This window comes from Longimicrobium sp. (genome assembly GCF_036399935.1).
GTDB lineage: Bacteria > Gemmatimonadota > Gemmatimonadetes > Longimicrobiales > Longimicrobiaceae > Longimicrobium.
In genome coordinates, this window is sequence record NZ_DASWMD010000030.1 from 47752 (window position 1) to 63490 (window position 15739).

At 70.7% G+C, this 15739-nt stretch carries 17 protein-coding genes; 7 read left to right on the plus strand and 10 right to left on the minus strand.

From position 1 onward, the window contains the following. Positions 1-171: 171 nt before the first annotated feature. Complete coding sequence (locus VGB24_RS10225; RefSeq protein ID WP_331072843.1) at positions 172-2130, plus strand: acyl-CoA dehydrogenase family protein; 1959 nt, start codon at positions 172-174, stop codon at positions 2128-2130. 167 nt (positions 2131-2297) lie between these two features. After that, complete coding sequence (locus VGB24_RS10230; protein ID WP_331072844.1) at positions 2298-2819, plus strand: hypothetical protein; 522 nt, start codon at positions 2298-2300, stop codon at positions 2817-2819. A gap of 224 nt (positions 2820-3043) precedes the next feature. Here VGB24_RS10230 and VGB24_RS10235 read toward each other — a convergent pair whose 3' ends face one another. After that, the gene (locus VGB24_RS10235) at positions 3044-3799 is read right to left on the minus strand and encodes a creatininase family protein (protein ID WP_331072845.1); all 756 of its coding nucleotides are present in this window, start codon (positions 3797-3799) and stop codon (positions 3044-3046) included. A 119-nt stretch (positions 3800-3918) separates the two neighbouring features. Continuing rightward, positions 3919-4602 carry a hypothetical protein gene (locus tag VGB24_RS10240; protein WP_331072846.1) on the minus strand — a complete coding sequence of 228 codons (684 nt, stop codon included), beginning with the start codon at positions 4600-4602 and terminating at the stop codon, positions 3919-3921. A gap of 332 nt (positions 4603-4934) precedes the next feature. On the opposite strand from VGB24_RS10240, the gene VGB24_RS10245 reads away from it, so the two are divergent. Continuing rightward, a complete protein-coding gene (locus VGB24_RS10245; RefSeq protein WP_331072847.1) occupies positions 4935-5270 on the plus strand; it encodes a hypothetical protein in 336 nt (111 codons plus the stop codon). Between the two features lie 263 nt (positions 5271-5533). Continuing rightward, positions 5534-7012 (plus strand): M28 family metallopeptidase, encoded by a 1479-nt coding sequence (locus VGB24_RS10250; protein WP_331072848.1) that lies wholly within the window; start codon positions 5534-5536, stop codon positions 7010-7012. 291 nt (positions 7013-7303) lie between these two features. On the opposite strand, the gene VGB24_RS10255 is transcribed toward VGB24_RS10250, so the two are convergent. Together VGB24_RS10255 and VGB24_RS10260 are read right to left on the minus strand one after the other, a co-directional pair. Next, positions 7304-7606, minus strand: a complete 303-nt coding sequence (locus tag VGB24_RS10255; RefSeq protein WP_331072849.1) for a GIY-YIG nuclease family protein — start codon at positions 7604-7606, stop codon at positions 7304-7306. Between the two features lie 184 nt (positions 7607-7790). Continuing rightward, a complete protein-coding gene (locus tag VGB24_RS10260) occupies positions 7791-9026 on the minus strand; it encodes a P1 family peptidase (protein ID WP_331072850.1) in 1236 nt (411 codons plus the stop codon). Between the two features lie 213 nt (positions 9027-9239). Between VGB24_RS10260 and VGB24_RS10265 the strand changes: the two genes are divergently transcribed. After that, complete coding sequence (locus VGB24_RS10265) at positions 9240-10385, plus strand: PQQ-dependent sugar dehydrogenase (protein WP_331072851.1); 1146 nt, start codon at positions 9240-9242, stop codon at positions 10383-10385. Here the strand turns inward: VGB24_RS10265 and VGB24_RS10270 are convergent. Further along, positions 10369-11064: a uracil-DNA glycosylase gene (locus tag VGB24_RS10270; protein WP_331072852.1), complete on the minus strand. Its 696-nt coding sequence runs from the start codon at positions 11062-11064 to the stop codon at positions 10369-10371. The genes VGB24_RS10265 and VGB24_RS10270 overlap by 17 nt on opposite strands. Before the next feature lie 32 nt (positions 11065-11096). Further along, the gene (locus tag VGB24_RS10275; protein ID WP_331072853.1) at positions 11097-11474 is read right to left on the minus strand and encodes a DUF423 domain-containing protein; all 378 of its coding nucleotides are present in this window, start codon (positions 11472-11474) and stop codon (positions 11097-11099) included. Positions 11475-11679: 205 nt separating this feature from the next. Here VGB24_RS10275 and VGB24_RS10280 point away from each other — a divergent pair, with 205 nt between their 5' ends. Together VGB24_RS10280 and VGB24_RS10285 are read left to right on the plus strand one after the other, a co-directional pair. Continuing rightward, a complete protein-coding gene (locus VGB24_RS10280) occupies positions 11680-12387 on the plus strand; it encodes a hypothetical protein (RefSeq protein ID WP_331072854.1) in 708 nt (235 codons plus the stop codon). Positions 12388-12441: 54 nt separating this feature from the next. Then, on the plus strand, positions 12442-13302 hold the full coding sequence (locus tag VGB24_RS10285) for a L,D-transpeptidase (RefSeq protein ID WP_331072855.1): 861 nt from the start codon (positions 12442-12444) through the stop codon (positions 13300-13302). A 257-nt stretch (positions 13303-13559) separates the two neighbouring features. Here the strand turns inward: VGB24_RS10285 and VGB24_RS10290 are convergent, their stop codons facing one another. From VGB24_RS10290 to VGB24_RS10305, 4 genes are read right to left on the minus strand one after another with little or no spacing between them, the layout of a single operon-like run. Continuing rightward, positions 13560-14012 carry a YhcH/YjgK/YiaL family protein gene (locus VGB24_RS10290; RefSeq protein WP_331072856.1) on the minus strand — a complete coding sequence of 151 codons (453 nt, stop codon included), beginning with the start codon at positions 14010-14012 and terminating at the stop codon, positions 13560-13562. Then, complete coding sequence (locus VGB24_RS10295; protein ID WP_331072857.1) at positions 14009-14278, minus strand: hypothetical protein; 270 nt, start codon at positions 14276-14278, stop codon at positions 14009-14011. Before VGB24_RS10295 ends, VGB24_RS10290 begins: the two co-directional genes overlap by 4 nt. Next, a complete protein-coding gene (locus VGB24_RS10300) occupies positions 14275-14796 on the minus strand; it encodes a CAP domain-containing protein (RefSeq protein WP_331072858.1) in 522 nt (173 codons plus the stop codon). The genes VGB24_RS10295 and VGB24_RS10300 overlap by 4 nt, the downstream gene beginning before the upstream one ends. Before the next feature lie 2 nt (positions 14797-14798). After that, positions 14799-15701 (minus strand): deoxyribonuclease IV, encoded by a 903-nt coding sequence (locus VGB24_RS10305; RefSeq protein WP_331072859.1) that lies wholly within the window; start codon positions 15699-15701, stop codon positions 14799-14801. Positions 15702-15739: the final 38 nt, after the last annotated feature.

The following is a 15739-nucleotide window of genomic DNA, read 5'->3' on the forward strand; positions in this document are numbered from 1 at the left end:
GCGCGGAGAGTGAAGACTCCTCTCCGCGCCTCCGCGTCTTCGTGCCCGGCCTGATTTTCCGTGGTGGGAGACGATTTGTTGCGTGAGTGCGGCTCACCCGTATGTTCAGCTTCAGGCCAGGCCGGACGTGCCCGGCAGCCCTGACGCACACCCCTCGACAGACCACGAGCGATGAGTGCCACGAACGGCCCGACCGAGCAGGAATCCCGCGACGTCGCCGAGGCGGCCCGCGAATCCGAGTGGACCGCGCCCAGCTTCGTCCGCGAGCTGTTCCTGGGCAACTTCCGCCTGGACCTGATCCACCCGTACCCGCGCCAGGCCCCGGAAGACAAGCGGAAGACCGACGAGTACATCGCCCGGCTTCGCCCCATCATCGAGCGGGCCGACAGCGACGCCATCGACCGCACGGGCGAGATTCCGCCGGAGCTGGTGGACGAGCTGCGCGCGGTGGGCGCCTTCGGCCTGAAGATCCCCGAGGAGTACGGCGGCATCGGGCTGAGCCAGGTGGGCTACGGCCGCACCATCGGCATGGTCACCAGCAAGGACGGCAACCTCACCGCCCTGCTCTCGGCGCACCAGTCCATCGGCGTGCCGCAGCCGCTGAAGCTGTTCGGCACCCCCGAGCAGAAGAAGAAGTACCTGCCGCGCATTGCCAAGGGCGCCATCTCGGCGTTCGCGCTGACGGAGGACGGGGTGGGCAGCGACCCGGCCGCGCTCGCCACCACGGCGACGCCCACCGACGACGGCAGCGCCTTCATCCTCAACGGCGAAAAGCTGTGGTGCACCAACGGCACCCTGGCCGAGCTGCTGGTGGTGATGGCCCGCACGCCCGACAAGATCAAGAACGGCAAGGCCGTCCCGCAGATCACCGCCTTCATCGTCGACACCAGCGCGCCGGGGGTCACCATCACCCAGCGCTGCCGCTTCATGGGGCTCAAGGCGCTGCAGAACGCGGTGATCACCTTCGAGAACGTGCGCGTTCCCCGCGAAGACATCCTGTGGGGCGAGGGCAAGGGCCTCAAGCTGGCGCTGATCACGCTGAACACGGGGCGCCTGACGCTTCCCATGTCGGCGGCGTACGGCGCCAAGGCCGCGGTCGAGGTGGCGCGCAAGTGGGCGGCGGAGCGGGTGCAGTGGGGCCAGGCCGTCGGCAAGCACGACGAGGTGGCGCAGATGCTGGGCGGCATGGCGGCCGACGCCTTCGGCATCGAGGCCATGGCCGAGCTGTCGAGCGCCCTGGCCGACCAGGCGCAGAACGACATCCGGCTCGAGGCGGCCATCGCCAAGCTGTGGACCACCGAGGTGGGCTGGAAGCTGATTGACGACCTGATGCAGATCCGCGGCGGCCGCGGCTACGAGACGGCCGACTCGCTGCGCGCGCGCGGCGAAAAGCCCATCGCGGTGGAGCGGATGATGCGCGACTTCCGCATCAACCGCATCTTCGAGGGCACCAGCGAGATCATGCACCTGTTCATCGCCCGCGAGGCGGTGGACACGCACCTGGCGGTGGCGGGCGACATGATCAAGCCCGGCATCGGCGCGGGGCAGAAGTTCGCCGCCATGGCCAAGGCCGGCCTGTGGTACGCGGGATGGCTTCCCAAGCGCTTCGTGGGCGGCGGGCAGATTCCCGGCGCGTACGGCGAGTTCGGGCCGCTGGCCAAGCACGTTCGCTACATCGAGCGCACCTCGCGCAAGCTGGCGCGCGAGATGTTCTACGCCATGGGCAAGTACCAGGCGAAGCTGGAGCGCAAGGGCAAGCTGCTGGGCCGCTTCGTCGACATCGGCGCCGAGCTGTACGCCATGTCGTGCGCCTGCGTTCGCGCGCAGTCGCTGGCCAAGGAGCCGCACGGCCGCGACGCGCAGCGCCTGGCCGACGTGTTCTGCAAGCGCTCGCGCCTGCGCATCAAGGCGCTGTTCAGCGCGATCGACCAGAACGCCGACGACAGCACCTACCGCCTTGCCCAGGACGTTCTGAAGGGCCAGTACGCGTGGCTGGAAGAGGGCGCCATCGGCGCCTGGCCGGATGAGGGCGAGGCACCGGCCGGCGGATCCACCTCGGCCGGCACCAGCTCGCAGCGTGGCGACATTTCCCAGACCGGCGCCACCGCCCAGGTGGGCGCCAGCGGCTGATTTCGCTCCGCGGAGGATCGAAAGCGGCCCCGCGACGAGCTTCGTCGCGGGGCCGCGGCCGTCCGAGCGATGTCACAATCCGCCTTCGGGCCGCGTTGAGGAGGGCCCCGCCGCCGCTCGCGTGCGGGTACCCCGCGCGACCTCGTTCCACCCATTCCGCTTACACCATGACCCGCGTTTTCTCGATCTTCCCGTCGCCGCGTACCGGCCTGGCGGTGCTTTGCGCCGCGCTCAGCCTCGGCGCGTGCACCGACCTCGCGGGGCCCCTGCCGCGGGCGGGGGTGCCGGACGAGCTGGAGTTCTCGATGGGCGGATACTACGCCCCTTCGGCCTCGGTGGTGCTTCGTGGCGACACGGTCGTGCTGCGGCGCGCGCCGTGGGAACTAACCAGCCCGGCGCAGATCGAGAGCGTCGTCTCGGTTCCGTCGGCGCAGGAATGGGCGGATTTCTGGACCGCCGTCGACGAAATCGGGGTGAACTTCTGGCACAGGAGCTACGTGGCCGAGAACATCGCCGACGGGGCGGGCTGGTCTCTGCGCGTGGTGGCGGACGGCCGGACCGTGGAGTCGCACGGCAGCAACGCGTACCCGGACAGCCGCGGCGCCGAGCACGAGGGCGAGATGACGCCTGCATTCCGCGCCTTCATGGCGGCCCTGGAGGAACTGGCCGGCGCGCCGCTCTACGAGTAGCCAAGCACGTCCGTCCGGAACACCGCGGCCCCGCGACGTGCTTCGTCGCGGGGCCGCGTTTCTGGGGGATGTTGCGGGATTGGCGTGATTCGCGGCCGTCCTGAAGCTCACGGCCATCCGCCGGATAGGGTTTGCTCACGGACGTGGATTTCCACCGCTTCAGTCCGAAACTCCGCGAAACCGTAGACTTCTTTCTCGCCTCCCGCAGTTAGGATCTCTACTCGTTAGCCGTCGTTCATGTCTGTCTGTGCGAGGTCCACCAGGAACCCGCCTATGCGCTTGCTGACGGCGTGGAGGAACGCGGCGCCTTTCTCCTGCGTGGCGGCGGACGGGTCGCCCACGCCGGTGTCGGCGGAGATGGCCGTCCAGCGGCGCGGCGCCCACGCCCAGCCCTCGCGCAGGCCGGCGATCTTCGACTTCTTCTCCGTCCCCGGCCCCGCCTCGTCCAGCGGCAGCACGAAGTCGGGAGCGATGTGCATCATCACGCTCGTTTCCAGCTCGCCCGCGTGGTCGCCGGGCTCCGCGAAGAATGGGCGCGGGTCCACGCAGTTCCACCAGTTGATGGCGCACAGGAAGACGCCCACCTGCGGCTGAAGCTCGCGGATGATGGCGCGGAAGTCGTTGCCGCCGTGGCCGTTCAGGATCACCAGCTTGCCGATGCCCTGCCCCGCCAGCGACTTCGCCAGGTCGCGCAGGATGACCAGCTGCGTGGTGGGATTGACGTTCAGGCAAAGCGGGATGTCCAGCTGCCCCGTCTGCACGCCGAACGGAACCGTCGGGAGCACGGTCACCCGCGCGCCGCGGTCCCACGCCAGCCGCGCGGATTCCGCGGCGACGGCGTCGCACTGCAGGGTGTCCGTGGCGTAGGGAAGGTGGTAGTTGTGCGCCTCCGTGGCGCCCCAGGGAAGCACGGCCACGTCGTAGCGCGTGTCGGCTACCGTCTTCCAGGTGGTTTCGGCGAGAACGTACGGTCGGGCCACGGTGCTCCCTCGGTCTGCGGAAAGGGACGAGACGGAAGTACGAAGTACGCGGCACGGGCGGAACGGACAAGCCCCGCGCCGGAAGGTCCGGCGCGGGGCTGTCGTCGTCCCTCCCTGCCTCAGTAGAAGCGGAGGACTTCGATCTGCTGGTTGTTGACGGCCCGTCCCTCGAAGCGGACGAAGTCGCCGACGCGCAGGCGGTGGAACTCGTCCATCGTGGCACGGGGCGAATTGGACGGCACGTAGGCCGTGGCGTTCACCCCCTGCCGGATCTGGATCACCAGCGAGTTCCGCTGATGGTCCACCTGGGCCACCTGTCCGGAGAACACCTGCGCCTGCCCGGTCGTGGTGCCGCCCATCCCGCCCTGGCCGCTGGTGCCGGGCGCCGGCTGGCCGTTGCGCTCCTGCACGCTCTGCCGCACCTGGATGCGGCCCACGTAGTACTCGTTCTGCGAAACCTGCTGGATCTCCATGTCGACGACGTCGCCCCGCTCCAGCGCCGTCACGGGGTACTGCTGCTGCTGATAGACCACCTGCGTCCGCTGGTCGTAGCGGATGGAGCCCTGCTGGCCCTGCTGCGTGGAAACGTTGATCACCTGCCGCTGCTGGTCGACGCCCTGCACCTCGACGGTGACGACCCCGCCCTGCCCCTGCTGGCCGCCCTGCTGCTGGCCGCCGGCGCCCGCCGCCCCCGCGAGAATTTCGCCCAGGGTACCCAATCCGCCACCTGCGCCCGCGCAGGCCGTGGTGGACAGGGCCAGTACACAGACCGCCACCCGGCGGCCAAGATGGAGCATGGACATGCGAAAGCTCCGCGTAGATGGGTTGCACGCTCGTTCGTTCCGATTGAGGGCTCACCGGGGCAAGAGCAGTGCCGCGCGCCATCTGTATCTCGCGCCGGGGCAAACACATAGAAAAGGCCTCACTCGCTCCTGTGGTGGTCCTCACCAGCACACGCCGGCCGTACTCCCAGGAGGACGGCGCCCCTTCCAAGCAGTTGCCGGGCAAGGGGTTGTGACACAGATTAGGCGGATGGGCCGTCGTCCATGCACCGTGCGTGTGTCAGGAACGGGCGAATTCGGGCGTTTATGCGCGTACATCGATCAAACACGACCAGCTACGACGCGAGGTGCAGATGGTGAGACGCTTGGTCCTGATGCTCGTTGCCGTGGGGCTCGCCACGGCGGGCTGCGGCGAGTCGACCGCGCCGGAGAGGGACGCGTACATCCGGGGAATGGTTACACAGACCGACGGCCCCTCGGGGGCCGTGCTGGTGAAAGCGGCGGACCCCGCCGCGCGTGTGGACGCTGCCTGGGTGCGCTTGAACGAGCGCACCCGCGTGGAGCGAAAGAGCGGCGAACTCCGCGCGGAGGTCCTCACGATTGGAGAGACCGTGTCGGTCTGGACCACGGGGGTCGAGATGCGGTCGCTTCCGGTGCAGGTGGTCGCCGCGCGGGTGGTCATCGAGTAGCGCCGCGTCACATCCTGACGCACGGCCAAGGGGCCGGACCGGTTCGCGGGTCCGGCCCCTTCCTCGTTCCTGTCGCAGGACGAGCAGCTGAGGAGCGAGGCCGCCGCCGGCGAGCCGCCCCGCCGGAACGACAACTTGAAGAACGCGTGCCCGCAACGAGTTGCGAACCCGCATCCCGCGCCGGATGCCACGGCGTTGCTGGCCCGCGCCGGACGCCGTAGCTTGCCGAAGCAACCCTGCCGCCCCACTACTCGACGCGCGCGATGAAGCCCATCACTCTTCTTGTCCCCGCCTTGGCGCTGGCGCTGGGCGCCTGCGCGACCGCCGCCTCGGCGCCCGGCGGCGGCGGATCGGGCGCGGCGGCGATCACGGCCGACGACCTGCGGCGCGACCTCTTCTTCCTGTCCAGCGACTCCATGCGCGGGCGGCTCGGGGCGACGGAGGACGAGCTCCGGGCGTCGGTGTGGCTCGCGGAGCAGGCGCGGCGGATCGGGATGGAGCCGGCGGGGGACGACGGGACGTACTTCCAGTTCTTTCCCCTGCGCCGCTTTCGCCTGTCGGGGGAGAGCACGGTGAGCCTCGGCGGGCGGCCGCTGCGGCTGTGGCGGGACGTCATCGTGATGGGGCCGGTGGATGCCCGCGTCGATGCGCCGCTGATGGTGGCGGACGGCACGCTGATCCCGGCGGGCGGAGCGGCGGGACGGGTGGTGGTGGCCGCGCTGCGGCAGCCGCCGAACCCGCCACCGGCCGACGTCAGCCTGCGGGAGTATCGCTACACGGCGTCGGCGGTGGCGGCGCAGCGGAACGTGCTGTCGGCCGCCACGCCGGCGGCCATCGTGCTCGTGGCGGATTCGGTGGGGCTGATGGCCTTCGACAACATGGTCAAGTTCCAGCGCCAGGGCCGCTACCTGCTGGACACGGCGGGGGTGAACCCGCGCGCCGGCGTCTCGCCCATTCCCGTCTTCCTGGTGCGGCCGGGGGTGATTCCCGCCGCCACCGAGGGGCTGAGGCTTACGGCCGACCTGCGGACGGAAAGCTTCGTCTACCCGTCCGTGAACGTGGTCGCACGCGTGCCGGGAAGTGATCCGTCCGTCCGCGGCGAGCACGTGGTGTTCAGCGGCCACCAGGACCACGACGGCGTGCACCACCCGGTGAACGGCGACAGCATCTGGAACGGCGCGGACGACAACGCCACGGTCAGCGTCGCGCTTCTCGCCATCGGCCGCGCGTTCGTACGGCAGCCGGGGCGGCGGAGCGCCCTGTTCGTGTGGCACGGCGCGGAGGAGCGCGGGCTGCTAGGCAGCAACTGGTACGCGCGCACCCCCACCGTCCCCCGGCAGTCGCTGGTCGCCGTGCTCAACGGCGACATGATCGGCCGCAACCACCCCGATTCCGCCGCGCTGCTGGGGATGATTCCCCCGCACCGCAACAGCACGGCGCTGGTGGAGATGGCGATGGCGGCCAACCCCGGCTTCGCCATCGACTCCACCTGGGACGCGCCGTCGCACCCGGAGGGCTGGTACTTCCGCAGCGATCACCTGCCCTACGCGCGCGCCGGCATCCCGGCGATCTTCTTCACCACGCTGCTGCACCCGGACTACCACACGCCCGAGGACGAGCCCGAGCGCATCGACATCACCAAGCTGGAGCGGATGACGCGCTGGATGTACGCCACCGGCTGGGCTGTCGCCAACGCGCCCCAGCGGCCAACGGTGGACCCGGGGTTCCGGCTGGAGCGATGAGGCGCGGGCAATCCGCGCTGTGGGAACCGTTCGAGCCCCCGGCTGTCATCCCGATGGAGCGGCCTCGGCCCACCGGACCGTGCACCGTGGACGGCAGCGACTGAGGGATCCGCCACACACTCCTCGAAGCGCAGCCCCGCCGAGGACACACCGTGGCCGGTAAGTTCTCTGGGGCATGAATGAGCCGAAGGACCGCGGCTCTGCGGCCGCCTCGGTCGTGCCGCCGAGCGCGTAGTGTGTAACGCATCCGGTAGGGCGGCCACTTCCGTGTCCACCTTCTTCCGAGTCGGGTTATCGCTCCACGTCTGTCAACCCGATTGTTCCCGCGAGGTCTTCCCACTCGGGATTCGTTGATGTGACGAGCGCCAGCTTCTTCTTCCGCGTCCACCCCTTGATCTGCTTCTCCCGCGCGATCGCGGCACCCACGTCGCGGGAGTGCTCGAAGTAGACGAGCCGGTCGACTCCGTACTTCGCCGTGAATCCGGGAATCAGCTTGTGCTTGTGCTCGTACGTCCGACGTACGAGGTCATTGCTGATGCCGACGTACAGCGTGCCCGTGTTGCTCGCCAGGATGTACACATAATAATTGTTCATCTCGGGGGCGCAGGGCACGAGAGAGAGCGGGAGATCTGTGTGTCCGCTGCCACGAGCGGCACGCGGGGTGTGTGGCGGATCCTTCGGTCGCTGCAAACCGCGGCGCGCCGGCGGCTAGGGCGTGGCCGCTTCCTCAGGATGACAGCGCACGGGGCCAGGTCCCGAGTCCTGATTCGATCGCCCGCTACGGTCGCGCGGGCGGCGCCAGGCGGTTGTAGCGGGCCAGGATTTCGCGCAGGCGATCATGCGGCAGGGCGTGCGCGCGCAGGTCGTCGGCGCCCGTCATGGTCTCGGCGGCGACGAGGGCGTTGGTCACCGCCTCTTCCGTCGCCTGCACGGTGGCGGTAAAGAGCGGGTCCAGGCGGTCGTTGGGAAGCATGGTCAGCGCCGGCGTGCCCGTGGCGATCGCCGCGCCGGGGTTGGCCGTCGAGAAGGCGACGAAGATGTCGCCCGAGTAGTGGCTGGCGATGCTGCCGTGCCGCCCCAGCCCCAGGGCCGTCCGCTTCACCAGCCGCTCCAGCTGGTGCGGAAGCAGCGGCGCGTCCGTCGCCACCACGATGATGATGGACCCGCTCTCCTCCTGCCGGGGCTCGACCAGGGCCGACACCCGCTGCCCGCAGCGCAGCGTGGTGCGCATCCACTCCTGCACCGGCGGGCGGTCCGTCGCCAGGCACACGCCTGGCTCCGTCAGCTCCTGCCCCACCGGCACCCCGGCGATCCGCAGCGCGCGCTGCCCGCCGTAGTTGCACTGCACCAGCACCCCCACCGTGTACCCGCCCGCCGCCGCGGCCACCGTGCGCGACGACGTGCCGATCCCGCCCTTGAAGCCGTGGCAGATCATCCCCGTTCCGCCCCCGACACCGCCCTCCGTCACACGCCCGCCGGCGGCGCCGTCCAGCGCGGAAAAGACGTGCTCGGGGCGAACGTGAAAGCCGTTGATGTCGTTCAGGCGGCCGTCCCACGTCTCTGCGACCACGGGCAGCGCCCACTGGAAGCCCGGGTACTTCCTGAACATCCACTGGATGACCGCATCGCGCGCCACGCCCACGCTGTGCGTGTTGGTGATGAGCACGGGGCCCTCCAGGAACCCGGACTCGTCGATCCAGGTGGTGCCCGTCATCTCGCCGTTGCCGTTGAGCGAGAACCAGGCGGCGAAGATGGGATCGTTGGATTCGCGCCCCCGCGGAAGGATGGCCGTAACCCCGGTCCGCACCGGCCCCTGGCCCACGACGAGCGGGCCGCTCCCGGAGATCAGCGTGGTGTGCCCCACCTGAACGCCGGCCACGTCGGTGATGCCGTTCAGCGGCCCGGGCGTGCCCTCGAACGGAACGCCGAGGTCGCGCGCCCGGGGCCGGGACTGCGCGTCGGCCGACACGGCGAGCAGCGCCAGCGCGGCGACCGCGAGCGGAAGGCGGGGCATGGGCTCAGCCCTCCACGCGCGAGGCGTACTCGATCGCCGGGGCGGCGGCCAGGACTTCGGGCGTCGGAAGCGTGGATTGCATGATCTCATCGTTTGCGGGAAAATGCCGGCCGGAGATGGGATGCTATCGAGAACCCGTGCGCGGCGCCATGGCCCGTGGCTCGACGCGGAGATCGCCGGGGCGCGGTGTGAAAGCTGCACCCGTGCCCGGGGATGAACCACATTCGTATCATCATCCCAGCGCTGCTGCTGGCCGTTGGATCAACGGGCTGCGGCGGCTCGCCCACGCGGCTTTCCGCCGCCCCGCCCACCCCGGGCGTGGGCCTGGACACCGTCGCGAGCGGGCTGCAGGTGCCGTGGGACCTGGCCTTTGCCCCCGACGGGCAGATGTTCGTCACCGAGCGGGCCGGCCGCATCCGCGTCATCCAGGACGGCGCGCTTCGGCCGGAGCCGTGGGCCACGCTGGCGGTGGAGCGGCGCAGCGAGATGGGGCTGATGGGCATCGCCCTGTCGCCCGACTTCGCGCAAACGGGGCACGTCTTCGTGGCGGGCGCCTTCGCCATGGGCAAGCGCGCCGAGGTGCGGGTCGTCCGATTGACGGAGCGCGGCGGGCGCGGGGTGGAGCCGCGCGTGATCCTGGATGGCATTCCGGCGACCCGGTACCACGCTGGCGCGGCGCTGCGGTTCGGGCCCGACGGCATGCTGTACCTGACCACGGGCGACGCCACCCGGCCCTGGCTGTCGCAGGACACCGCCTCGCTCGCCGGCAAAGTGCTGCGCATGCGTCCGGACGGCGGCGTCCCGGCCGACAACCCCGTCGCGGGGTCGTACCTGTATGCCCTCGGCGTGCGCAACCCGCAGGGGCTGGCCTGGCACCCTGAGACGGGAAGCCTGTTCGCCCCCGACCACGGCCCCAGCGGCCTTCCCCGCGAGTGGTTCCGCCGCGGCCGCGACGAGCTGAACGTCATCGTCCCCCGCGGCAACTACGGATGGCCGGACGCCGCGGGCGACCAGGGCGGAGGCGAGTTCGTGCGCCCGCTGGTGGAGTGGACGCCGGCGATCGCCCCCGGCGCCATGGCGTTCTACACGGGCGCCGAGTTCCCGTGGCGGGGCAACGCCTTCGTCGCGGCGCTCAGGGGAAAGCAGCTGCTGAGGATCGTGCTGCAGCCGGCGCCCGGAACGCGGACGGGATGGCGAGCGGTGGCCGCGGAGCCGCTCTTTCCCGGGACGGTCGGCCGCATCCGCGCCGTGGTGATGGGGCCGGACGGGCACCTGTACCTCACCACCAGCAACCGCGACGGCCGGGGCGACCCGGCGGGCACCGACGACCACGTGCTGCGCATCATCCGCCAGCGCTGACGCCGTCCATCACGCCGCGGGCGATGGCGAGCACGTCGTCCAGCATGGCCGGAGTCAGGCGGCCGGTGAAGGTGTTCTGCTGGCTGGGATGGTACGAGCAGACGAGCGCCGGCCCGCCCTGCACCGGGACGACCACCCCGTGGCCGAACTTCGGCAGGGGGTGCGGAAGGACGCCGCCCGTGTCGCGCATCAGCCGGACCGCGGCCTCGTAGGCGAACCCGCCCAGGCACAGGATGGCGCGCACGCCGGGCAGAAGCGCCAGCTCGCGGCGGATGAACGGGGCGCAGGCGTCGCGCTCCGGCGGCAGCGGCTTGTTGTCGGGCGGGGCGCAGCGCACGGCGGCGGTCACCCAGGCGTCGCGCAGCTGCAGCCCGTCGCCGCGGTGCACGGAGGTGGGCTGGCTGGCGAAGCCGGCGCGATGGAGGGCCGCGTACAGGAAGTCGCCGCTGCGGTCACCGGTGAACATGCGGCCGGTGCGGTTGGCCCCGTGCGCGGCGGGCGCCAGCCCCAGGATCAGCAGCCGCGCAGCCGGATCGCCGAAGCCGGGAACGGGGCGCGCCCAGTACTCGTCGTCGCGGTAGGCGCGGCGCTTTTCCACGCCCACCCGCTCGCGCCACTCCACCAGCCGCCCGCACGCGCGGCAGCCGGCCACCTCGTCCTGCAGGACCTTCAGCTCCATCGCCCTCGGCTCCGGTATCCGTCACCCGCCGCTCAGGAGGGCGACGCGCGCATGCCCGCCAGCAGCAGCGCCACCCATCCCGCCAGGAAGCAGAGGCCGCCGAGCGGAGTGATGGCTCCCAGCCAGCGCACGCCGGAGAGCGCCAGCACGTACAGGCTGCCGGAGAACACCACGATTCCCGCCGTGAACAGCCATCCGGCGAGCGTCCACCCGCCGCCGCCTGCGCGCCCCGCGGCGAAGGCCACCACCAGCAGCGCCAGCGCGTGGTACATCTGGTAGCGCGCCGCCGTTTCCCACACGGCCAGCAGGTCCGGCGTCAGCCGCGCCCGCAGCGCGTGCGCGCCGAACGCCCCCGCGGCCACCGCCAGCAGCGCGAAGGTGCATCCCAGGATCCAGAAGGTGCGGTTCATCTCGATTTCGTACAGGGTTCGGGGCGGCGCGCGCGCCCAAAGATGCACAGGCGCACCCGCTTGCGCCACCGGGCGATCCAGAGAACCGGACCTTCCCGGCGCCGCGCGTGTAACTCGTTGTGGGATCGGCACAAAGGGGACTCGGGAACATTCTTTGCTCAAGCGCGCGGCGGAGGGGGCACGCAACCACCGGACGGCGAGGCAGATGAACGATCCACGTGCTGGACGCAGGGGGTTGAGGCGCGACCACCCCGGGTTCTTCTGGGGAACGCTGGTGCTGGCGGTGCTGCTGCTGGGCGCCGCGGGTGTGGTGGCGTCGCGCGTGCCCCGCTACCGCTCGGAAACCGAGTACTTCAACCAGCGGCTGACCGTTGCCCAGCGGGCCACGCGCGACTCGCTGCTGGCCGCGCAGCAGAAGCGCACGCAGCTGGCGGTGGCGGTGCTGCGCCGCGATATGCGCATCCGCTCGCTGGAAACGCGGAAGCGGCACCTGGCCATCGTCCTGGACGATTCGGTGCTCGAGCTGCGGCAGGGCGTGGCCACGCTCCGGCGCGCGAAACTCACCATCGGCGCCGACTCCATCATCAAGGCGCCGGACGGCCGAACGTGGCGGCTGGTGCGCCCCGTCGGCGAGCGCAAGGTGGCGCAGAAGCAGACGTCCCCCGCGTACGTGGTGCCCGAGTGGGTGTACGTGAGCCGCGGCGAGCCCGTGCCGGCCGAGGGCGAGCGGCGGGTGCCGGGGGGGTTGGGGCGGTACGTGCTGCGGCTGGACGACGGCACCGAGATCTACAGCCAGCCTACGGCCGGGCCGCTGAAGGACCTGGTGAAGCCGGGCGCCTTCATGGCGCAGGCGCGGGACCTGGCCGCCATCTTCGACGCGGTGGGCCAGGACACGCCGGTCTACATCTACTGAGCCGGAAACCACGGTGACGGGCCCGCGTAAACCGGCGGGCCGGGAGGCAGGACGATGGAAAAGGAATTCAGGCCCCGCAGGCCCGACAGCATCCCCGAGCGGCGCGACTACACGCCCAAGGGCCGGCTGCGCCGCATCTACCACAACTACCGCGGCGCGTCGCTGACGCTGGTGCTGGCGGTGCTGGTTGCCGCCGGGCTGTTCGCGGCCACGTCGGCGTGGGCGGTCAACGAGCGCCTGACGCGCCGCGTGACCGAGATGACGTACCTGAAGGACACGCGCTCGCTGGAGTACGTGCGCCAGAAGGAGGCCGAGCTGGTGCGCCAGGCGGCCGAGCGCGAGCGGGCGCTGGCCAAGCGCGAGGAAGAGATCGCGCCGAAGGACCGGCCGTACCTGGTGGTGAGCCTGGCCGAGAAGCGGGTGCTGTACCTGAAGGGGCAGGACACGCTGTACAAGGCCCCGGTGGCCGTGGGGTCGGGCAAGACGCTGGTGATGGGCGGAGTGACCAAGCGCTTCGTTACGCCGCGCGGGCGCATGGCCATCACCCACAAGGAGCTGGACCCCATCTGGGTTCCGCCCAACTGGCATTACATCGAGTATGCCCGCAAGACGGGGCGCGGCATCATCGACATGAGCAACGCCTCGCCTGGGGCGCTGGCCGGGTACCCGGCCGGGCGGGTGCCGGTGCGCGGCAACAGCGTCATCATTCCGCCCTGGGGCAGCCCGCAGCGGGCGCACAAGGGGGTGCTGGGCGTGGCCAAGCTGGAGATGTACGACGGCTACTACTTCCACGGCACCGACGACGAGTCGTCCATCGGCACTAACGCCAGCCATGGCTGCATCCGCATGCGCAAGGCCGACATCCTGTGGATGTACAAGAACGTGCCGGTCGGCACGCAGGTGTACATCTACTGACGCGTCACGTCTGTCGACTTGTGGGCGAAGCCCCGGGGCGCGGATGCGCTCCGGGGCTTCGTGCGGGAGTGCGTGAGTGCGTGAGTGCGGGAGGGGAGCCGCATCGGGGGCACCGTGAGCGGGTGAACCCGCCTCTGGGAAAGCGGAAAGCCCCGACACGGGCGCGCACGACGGCCATGAGATGCACCACAACAAGCCAGTCCGCGCAGGCGGATTTCGTGTGGTCGTCGCAGCGACTTCAGTCGCCCGGGGCCAGCCTACAGCCGCACCTTCACCACCACCTTCTTCACCTCGTGCCGGCCGCCCGCCATGCACCCGGGCTTGTGGCCGTCGCCGGGATGGAAGACGGCGAGGTCGCCCGGGCGCATCAGCAGCGAGCTGGCGAAGAGCGGCTCGGCGTAGAAGGCGATGTCGGCGGCGGGATCGTACGGCGTCTCCACCGCCAGCGCGTCCACGGGCGCGTGAAGGATGCGCTCGCTCCCGCTGACGACGTACTGAAGGTCGACGTACACCCGGTGCGATTCGAAGCGCTTCTCCGTCGCGGGGCCGGTCTGGTACGACGAAACGAGGGCGAACACCTCTTCGCCGTCGATGGCGTGGCGTCCGTCGCCGTTCGCGGGGTCCATCTCCCGAAGCCACCGCAGCCCCGTAGCGACGCGGCTTCCCAGCACCTCGTACGCGGCCGATTCCGCCAGGGTCGTCAGGATCACGCGTCGTCCTCGCCCGAAATCGTCCGCTCCACGTGGTCGATGCCCTGCGCCGTGATGCGCACCACCATCCCCATCCCTCCGCTCTTGGTGACGAAGCCGTGGTCCTCCAGGTAGCGGACGATGCGCTCCGCGTCCTGCCGGGGAATCTCCAGCTCCTCGGCTACCTCGTAGCCGTCGCGGTACTCGCTGGCTTCCTCTTCGGACGCGCGGTACAGGAACTCCAGGAAGCGGCGGCGGACTTCGCGCCGCTGGCGGATGTCGCTCATGGGCTCAGGGGGGGGGTGACGAAGACGTGGGTCCACCGCGCGTTGCTCAGCCCCACACCGTGGTGCGTGTACGCGCAGTTCTCCAGGTTGCGGCGATGCCCCGGGCTCTCGATCCACCCCCGCAGCGTGGCGGCGGCGGTGGCACCCGGAGTGTGGGCGATGTTTTCGGCCACCATGCGGTAGCCGACGCCCTGCGCCGCCAGCCGGTCCCACGGCTGCTTTCCATCCGGAGACCTGTGGTCGAAGTAGCCGCGGCGCGCCATGTCTTCGCTGTGAAGCTGGGCGGCGCGCGCGGCCCCGGCCAGCGGCGCCAGCGGCGGGCAGCCGACGGATGCGCGGTGGCGGTTGACGAGCTGCTCCATCTGCTGCACCTCCGACTGCCCCATCGCCGAACCTCCCGCGGCGGCGCCGCTCGTGGTGCCCGTCGTCCCCGCGCCGCCCCCCGCGGGCGGCGTGCCGATCGGGATCGTCATGCATGCGCCCAGCAGCAGCGGTGCCGTGAAGGCGATCCATCGCATGGTCATTTCCCCTTCTTCAGTAAGCCCGTGAGCAGCTCCATCATCCGCAGGTCGTACGGATCGGCCGAGGCGTCGTCGTCGGTGATGTCGTAGTTCTGCTGCGGCGTTTCCAGGATCAGCGGGATCCCCTTGCTGCGCGGGTCGGCCAGCAGCCAGCGGAAGGGTTCGGCCCCGATCTGCCCATCGCCCAGCAGCATGTGCCGGTCGCGGTTGCTGGCGAACGCGCCCTCGCTGTCGTTGAGATGAAAGAAGCCGGGGCGCTCGCCCGTGGTCTGCTCCCACTCGTCCAGGATCTCCCCCTGCTTCTTGGCCGATTCGTGGATGGCCCAGCCGGAGGCGAACAGGTGGCAGGTGTCGAGCCCGTAGCCGGTGCGCCCGCGCAGCTCGTCGGGCACGTGCCGCAGGATGTCGGCCACCTCCTCCGCCGTGCGGCCGACCGTCTTGCCCGCCCCCGCCGTGTTCTCGACGAGGAGGCGCGTGGGGCCCTCCACGGACTTGAGCGCCTGGGTGATCGCCTTGGCCACCCGCTCGGCCGCCGCCTTGGGATCGCCGTCGGTGGCGGATCCGGGATGGAAGCAGACGGCACCCACGCCCAGCGCGTTCGATCGCTCCATCTCCTTGGCCAGCCCCGCCGCGGCGCGCACCCACTTGTCGGGCTCGGCCGTGGCGACGGAGAGCACGTACGCCGCGTGGACCACCACGTTGCGCGGCTCGATTCCCGCCTCGTCCAGGGCGCGGCGAAACCGCCCCACCCGCTCGGGCTTGATGGTGCTCTTGTCGCCGTAGAACTTGGGGATGGCGGTAAAGCACTGCAGGGCCTTCATCCCCGCGCTGCCGGCGCGAAGGGCGGTCATGTGGATGCCGCCGTTGTCGACCGTGTGGGCGCCGATGATGTGTGTGGGCATGCTGTTGGGCTGATGCGGAGAACGCGGGTTCCCGGGCG

Bases quoted from the DNA above. Each gene is read 5' to 3' on its own strand.
- VGB24_RS10265 (WP_331072851.1), top strand. From the start codon at position 9,240: ATGAACCACATTCGTATCATCATCCCAGCGCTGCTGCTGGCCGTTGGA.
- VGB24_RS10255 (WP_331072849.1), bottom strand. From the start codon at position 7,606: ATGAACAATTATTATGTGTACATCCTGGCGAGCAACACGGGCACGCTG.
- VGB24_RS10300 (WP_331072858.1), bottom strand. From the start codon at position 14,796: ATGCGATGGATCGCCTTCACGGCACCGCTGCTGCTGGGCGCATGCATG.
- VGB24_RS10280 (WP_331072854.1), top strand. From the start codon at position 11,680: ATGAACGATCCACGTGCTGGACGCAGGGGGTTGAGGCGCGACCACCCC.
- VGB24_RS10260 (WP_331072850.1), bottom strand. From the start codon at position 9,026: ATGCCCCGCCTTCCGCTCGCGGTCGCCGCGCTGGCGCTGCTCGCCGTG.
- VGB24_RS10230 (WP_331072844.1), top strand. From the start codon at position 2,298: ATGACCCGCGTTTTCTCGATCTTCCCGTCGCCGCGTACCGGCCTGGCG.
- VGB24_RS10250 (WP_331072848.1), top strand. From the start codon at position 5,534: ATGAAGCCCATCACTCTTCTTGTCCCCGCCTTGGCGCTGGCGCTGGGC.
- VGB24_RS10225 (WP_331072843.1), top strand. From the start codon at position 172: ATGAGTGCCACGAACGGCCCGACCGAGCAGGAATCCCGCGACGTCGCC.
- VGB24_RS10240 (WP_331072846.1), bottom strand. From the start codon at position 4,602: ATGTCCATGCTCCATCTTGGCCGCCGGGTGGCGGTCTGTGTACTGGCC.
- VGB24_RS10295 (WP_331072857.1), bottom strand. From the start codon at position 14,278: ATGAGCGACATCCGCCAGCGGCGCGAAGTCCGCCGCCGCTTCCTGGAG.
- VGB24_RS10275 (WP_331072853.1), bottom strand. From the start codon at position 11,474: ATGAACCGCACCTTCTGGATCCTGGGATGCACCTTCGCGCTGCTGGCG.
- VGB24_RS10270 (WP_331072852.1), bottom strand. From the start codon at position 11,064: ATGGAGCTGAAGGTCCTGCAGGACGAGGTGGCCGGCTGCCGCGCGTGC.
- VGB24_RS10305 (WP_331072859.1), bottom strand. From the start codon at position 15,701: ATGCCCACACACATCATCGGCGCCCACACGGTCGACAACGGCGGCATC.
- VGB24_RS10245 (WP_331072847.1), top strand. From the start codon at position 4,935: ATGGTGAGACGCTTGGTCCTGATGCTCGTTGCCGTGGGGCTCGCCACG.
- VGB24_RS10285 (WP_331072855.1), top strand. From the start codon at position 12,442: ATGGAAAAGGAATTCAGGCCCCGCAGGCCCGACAGCATCCCCGAGCGG.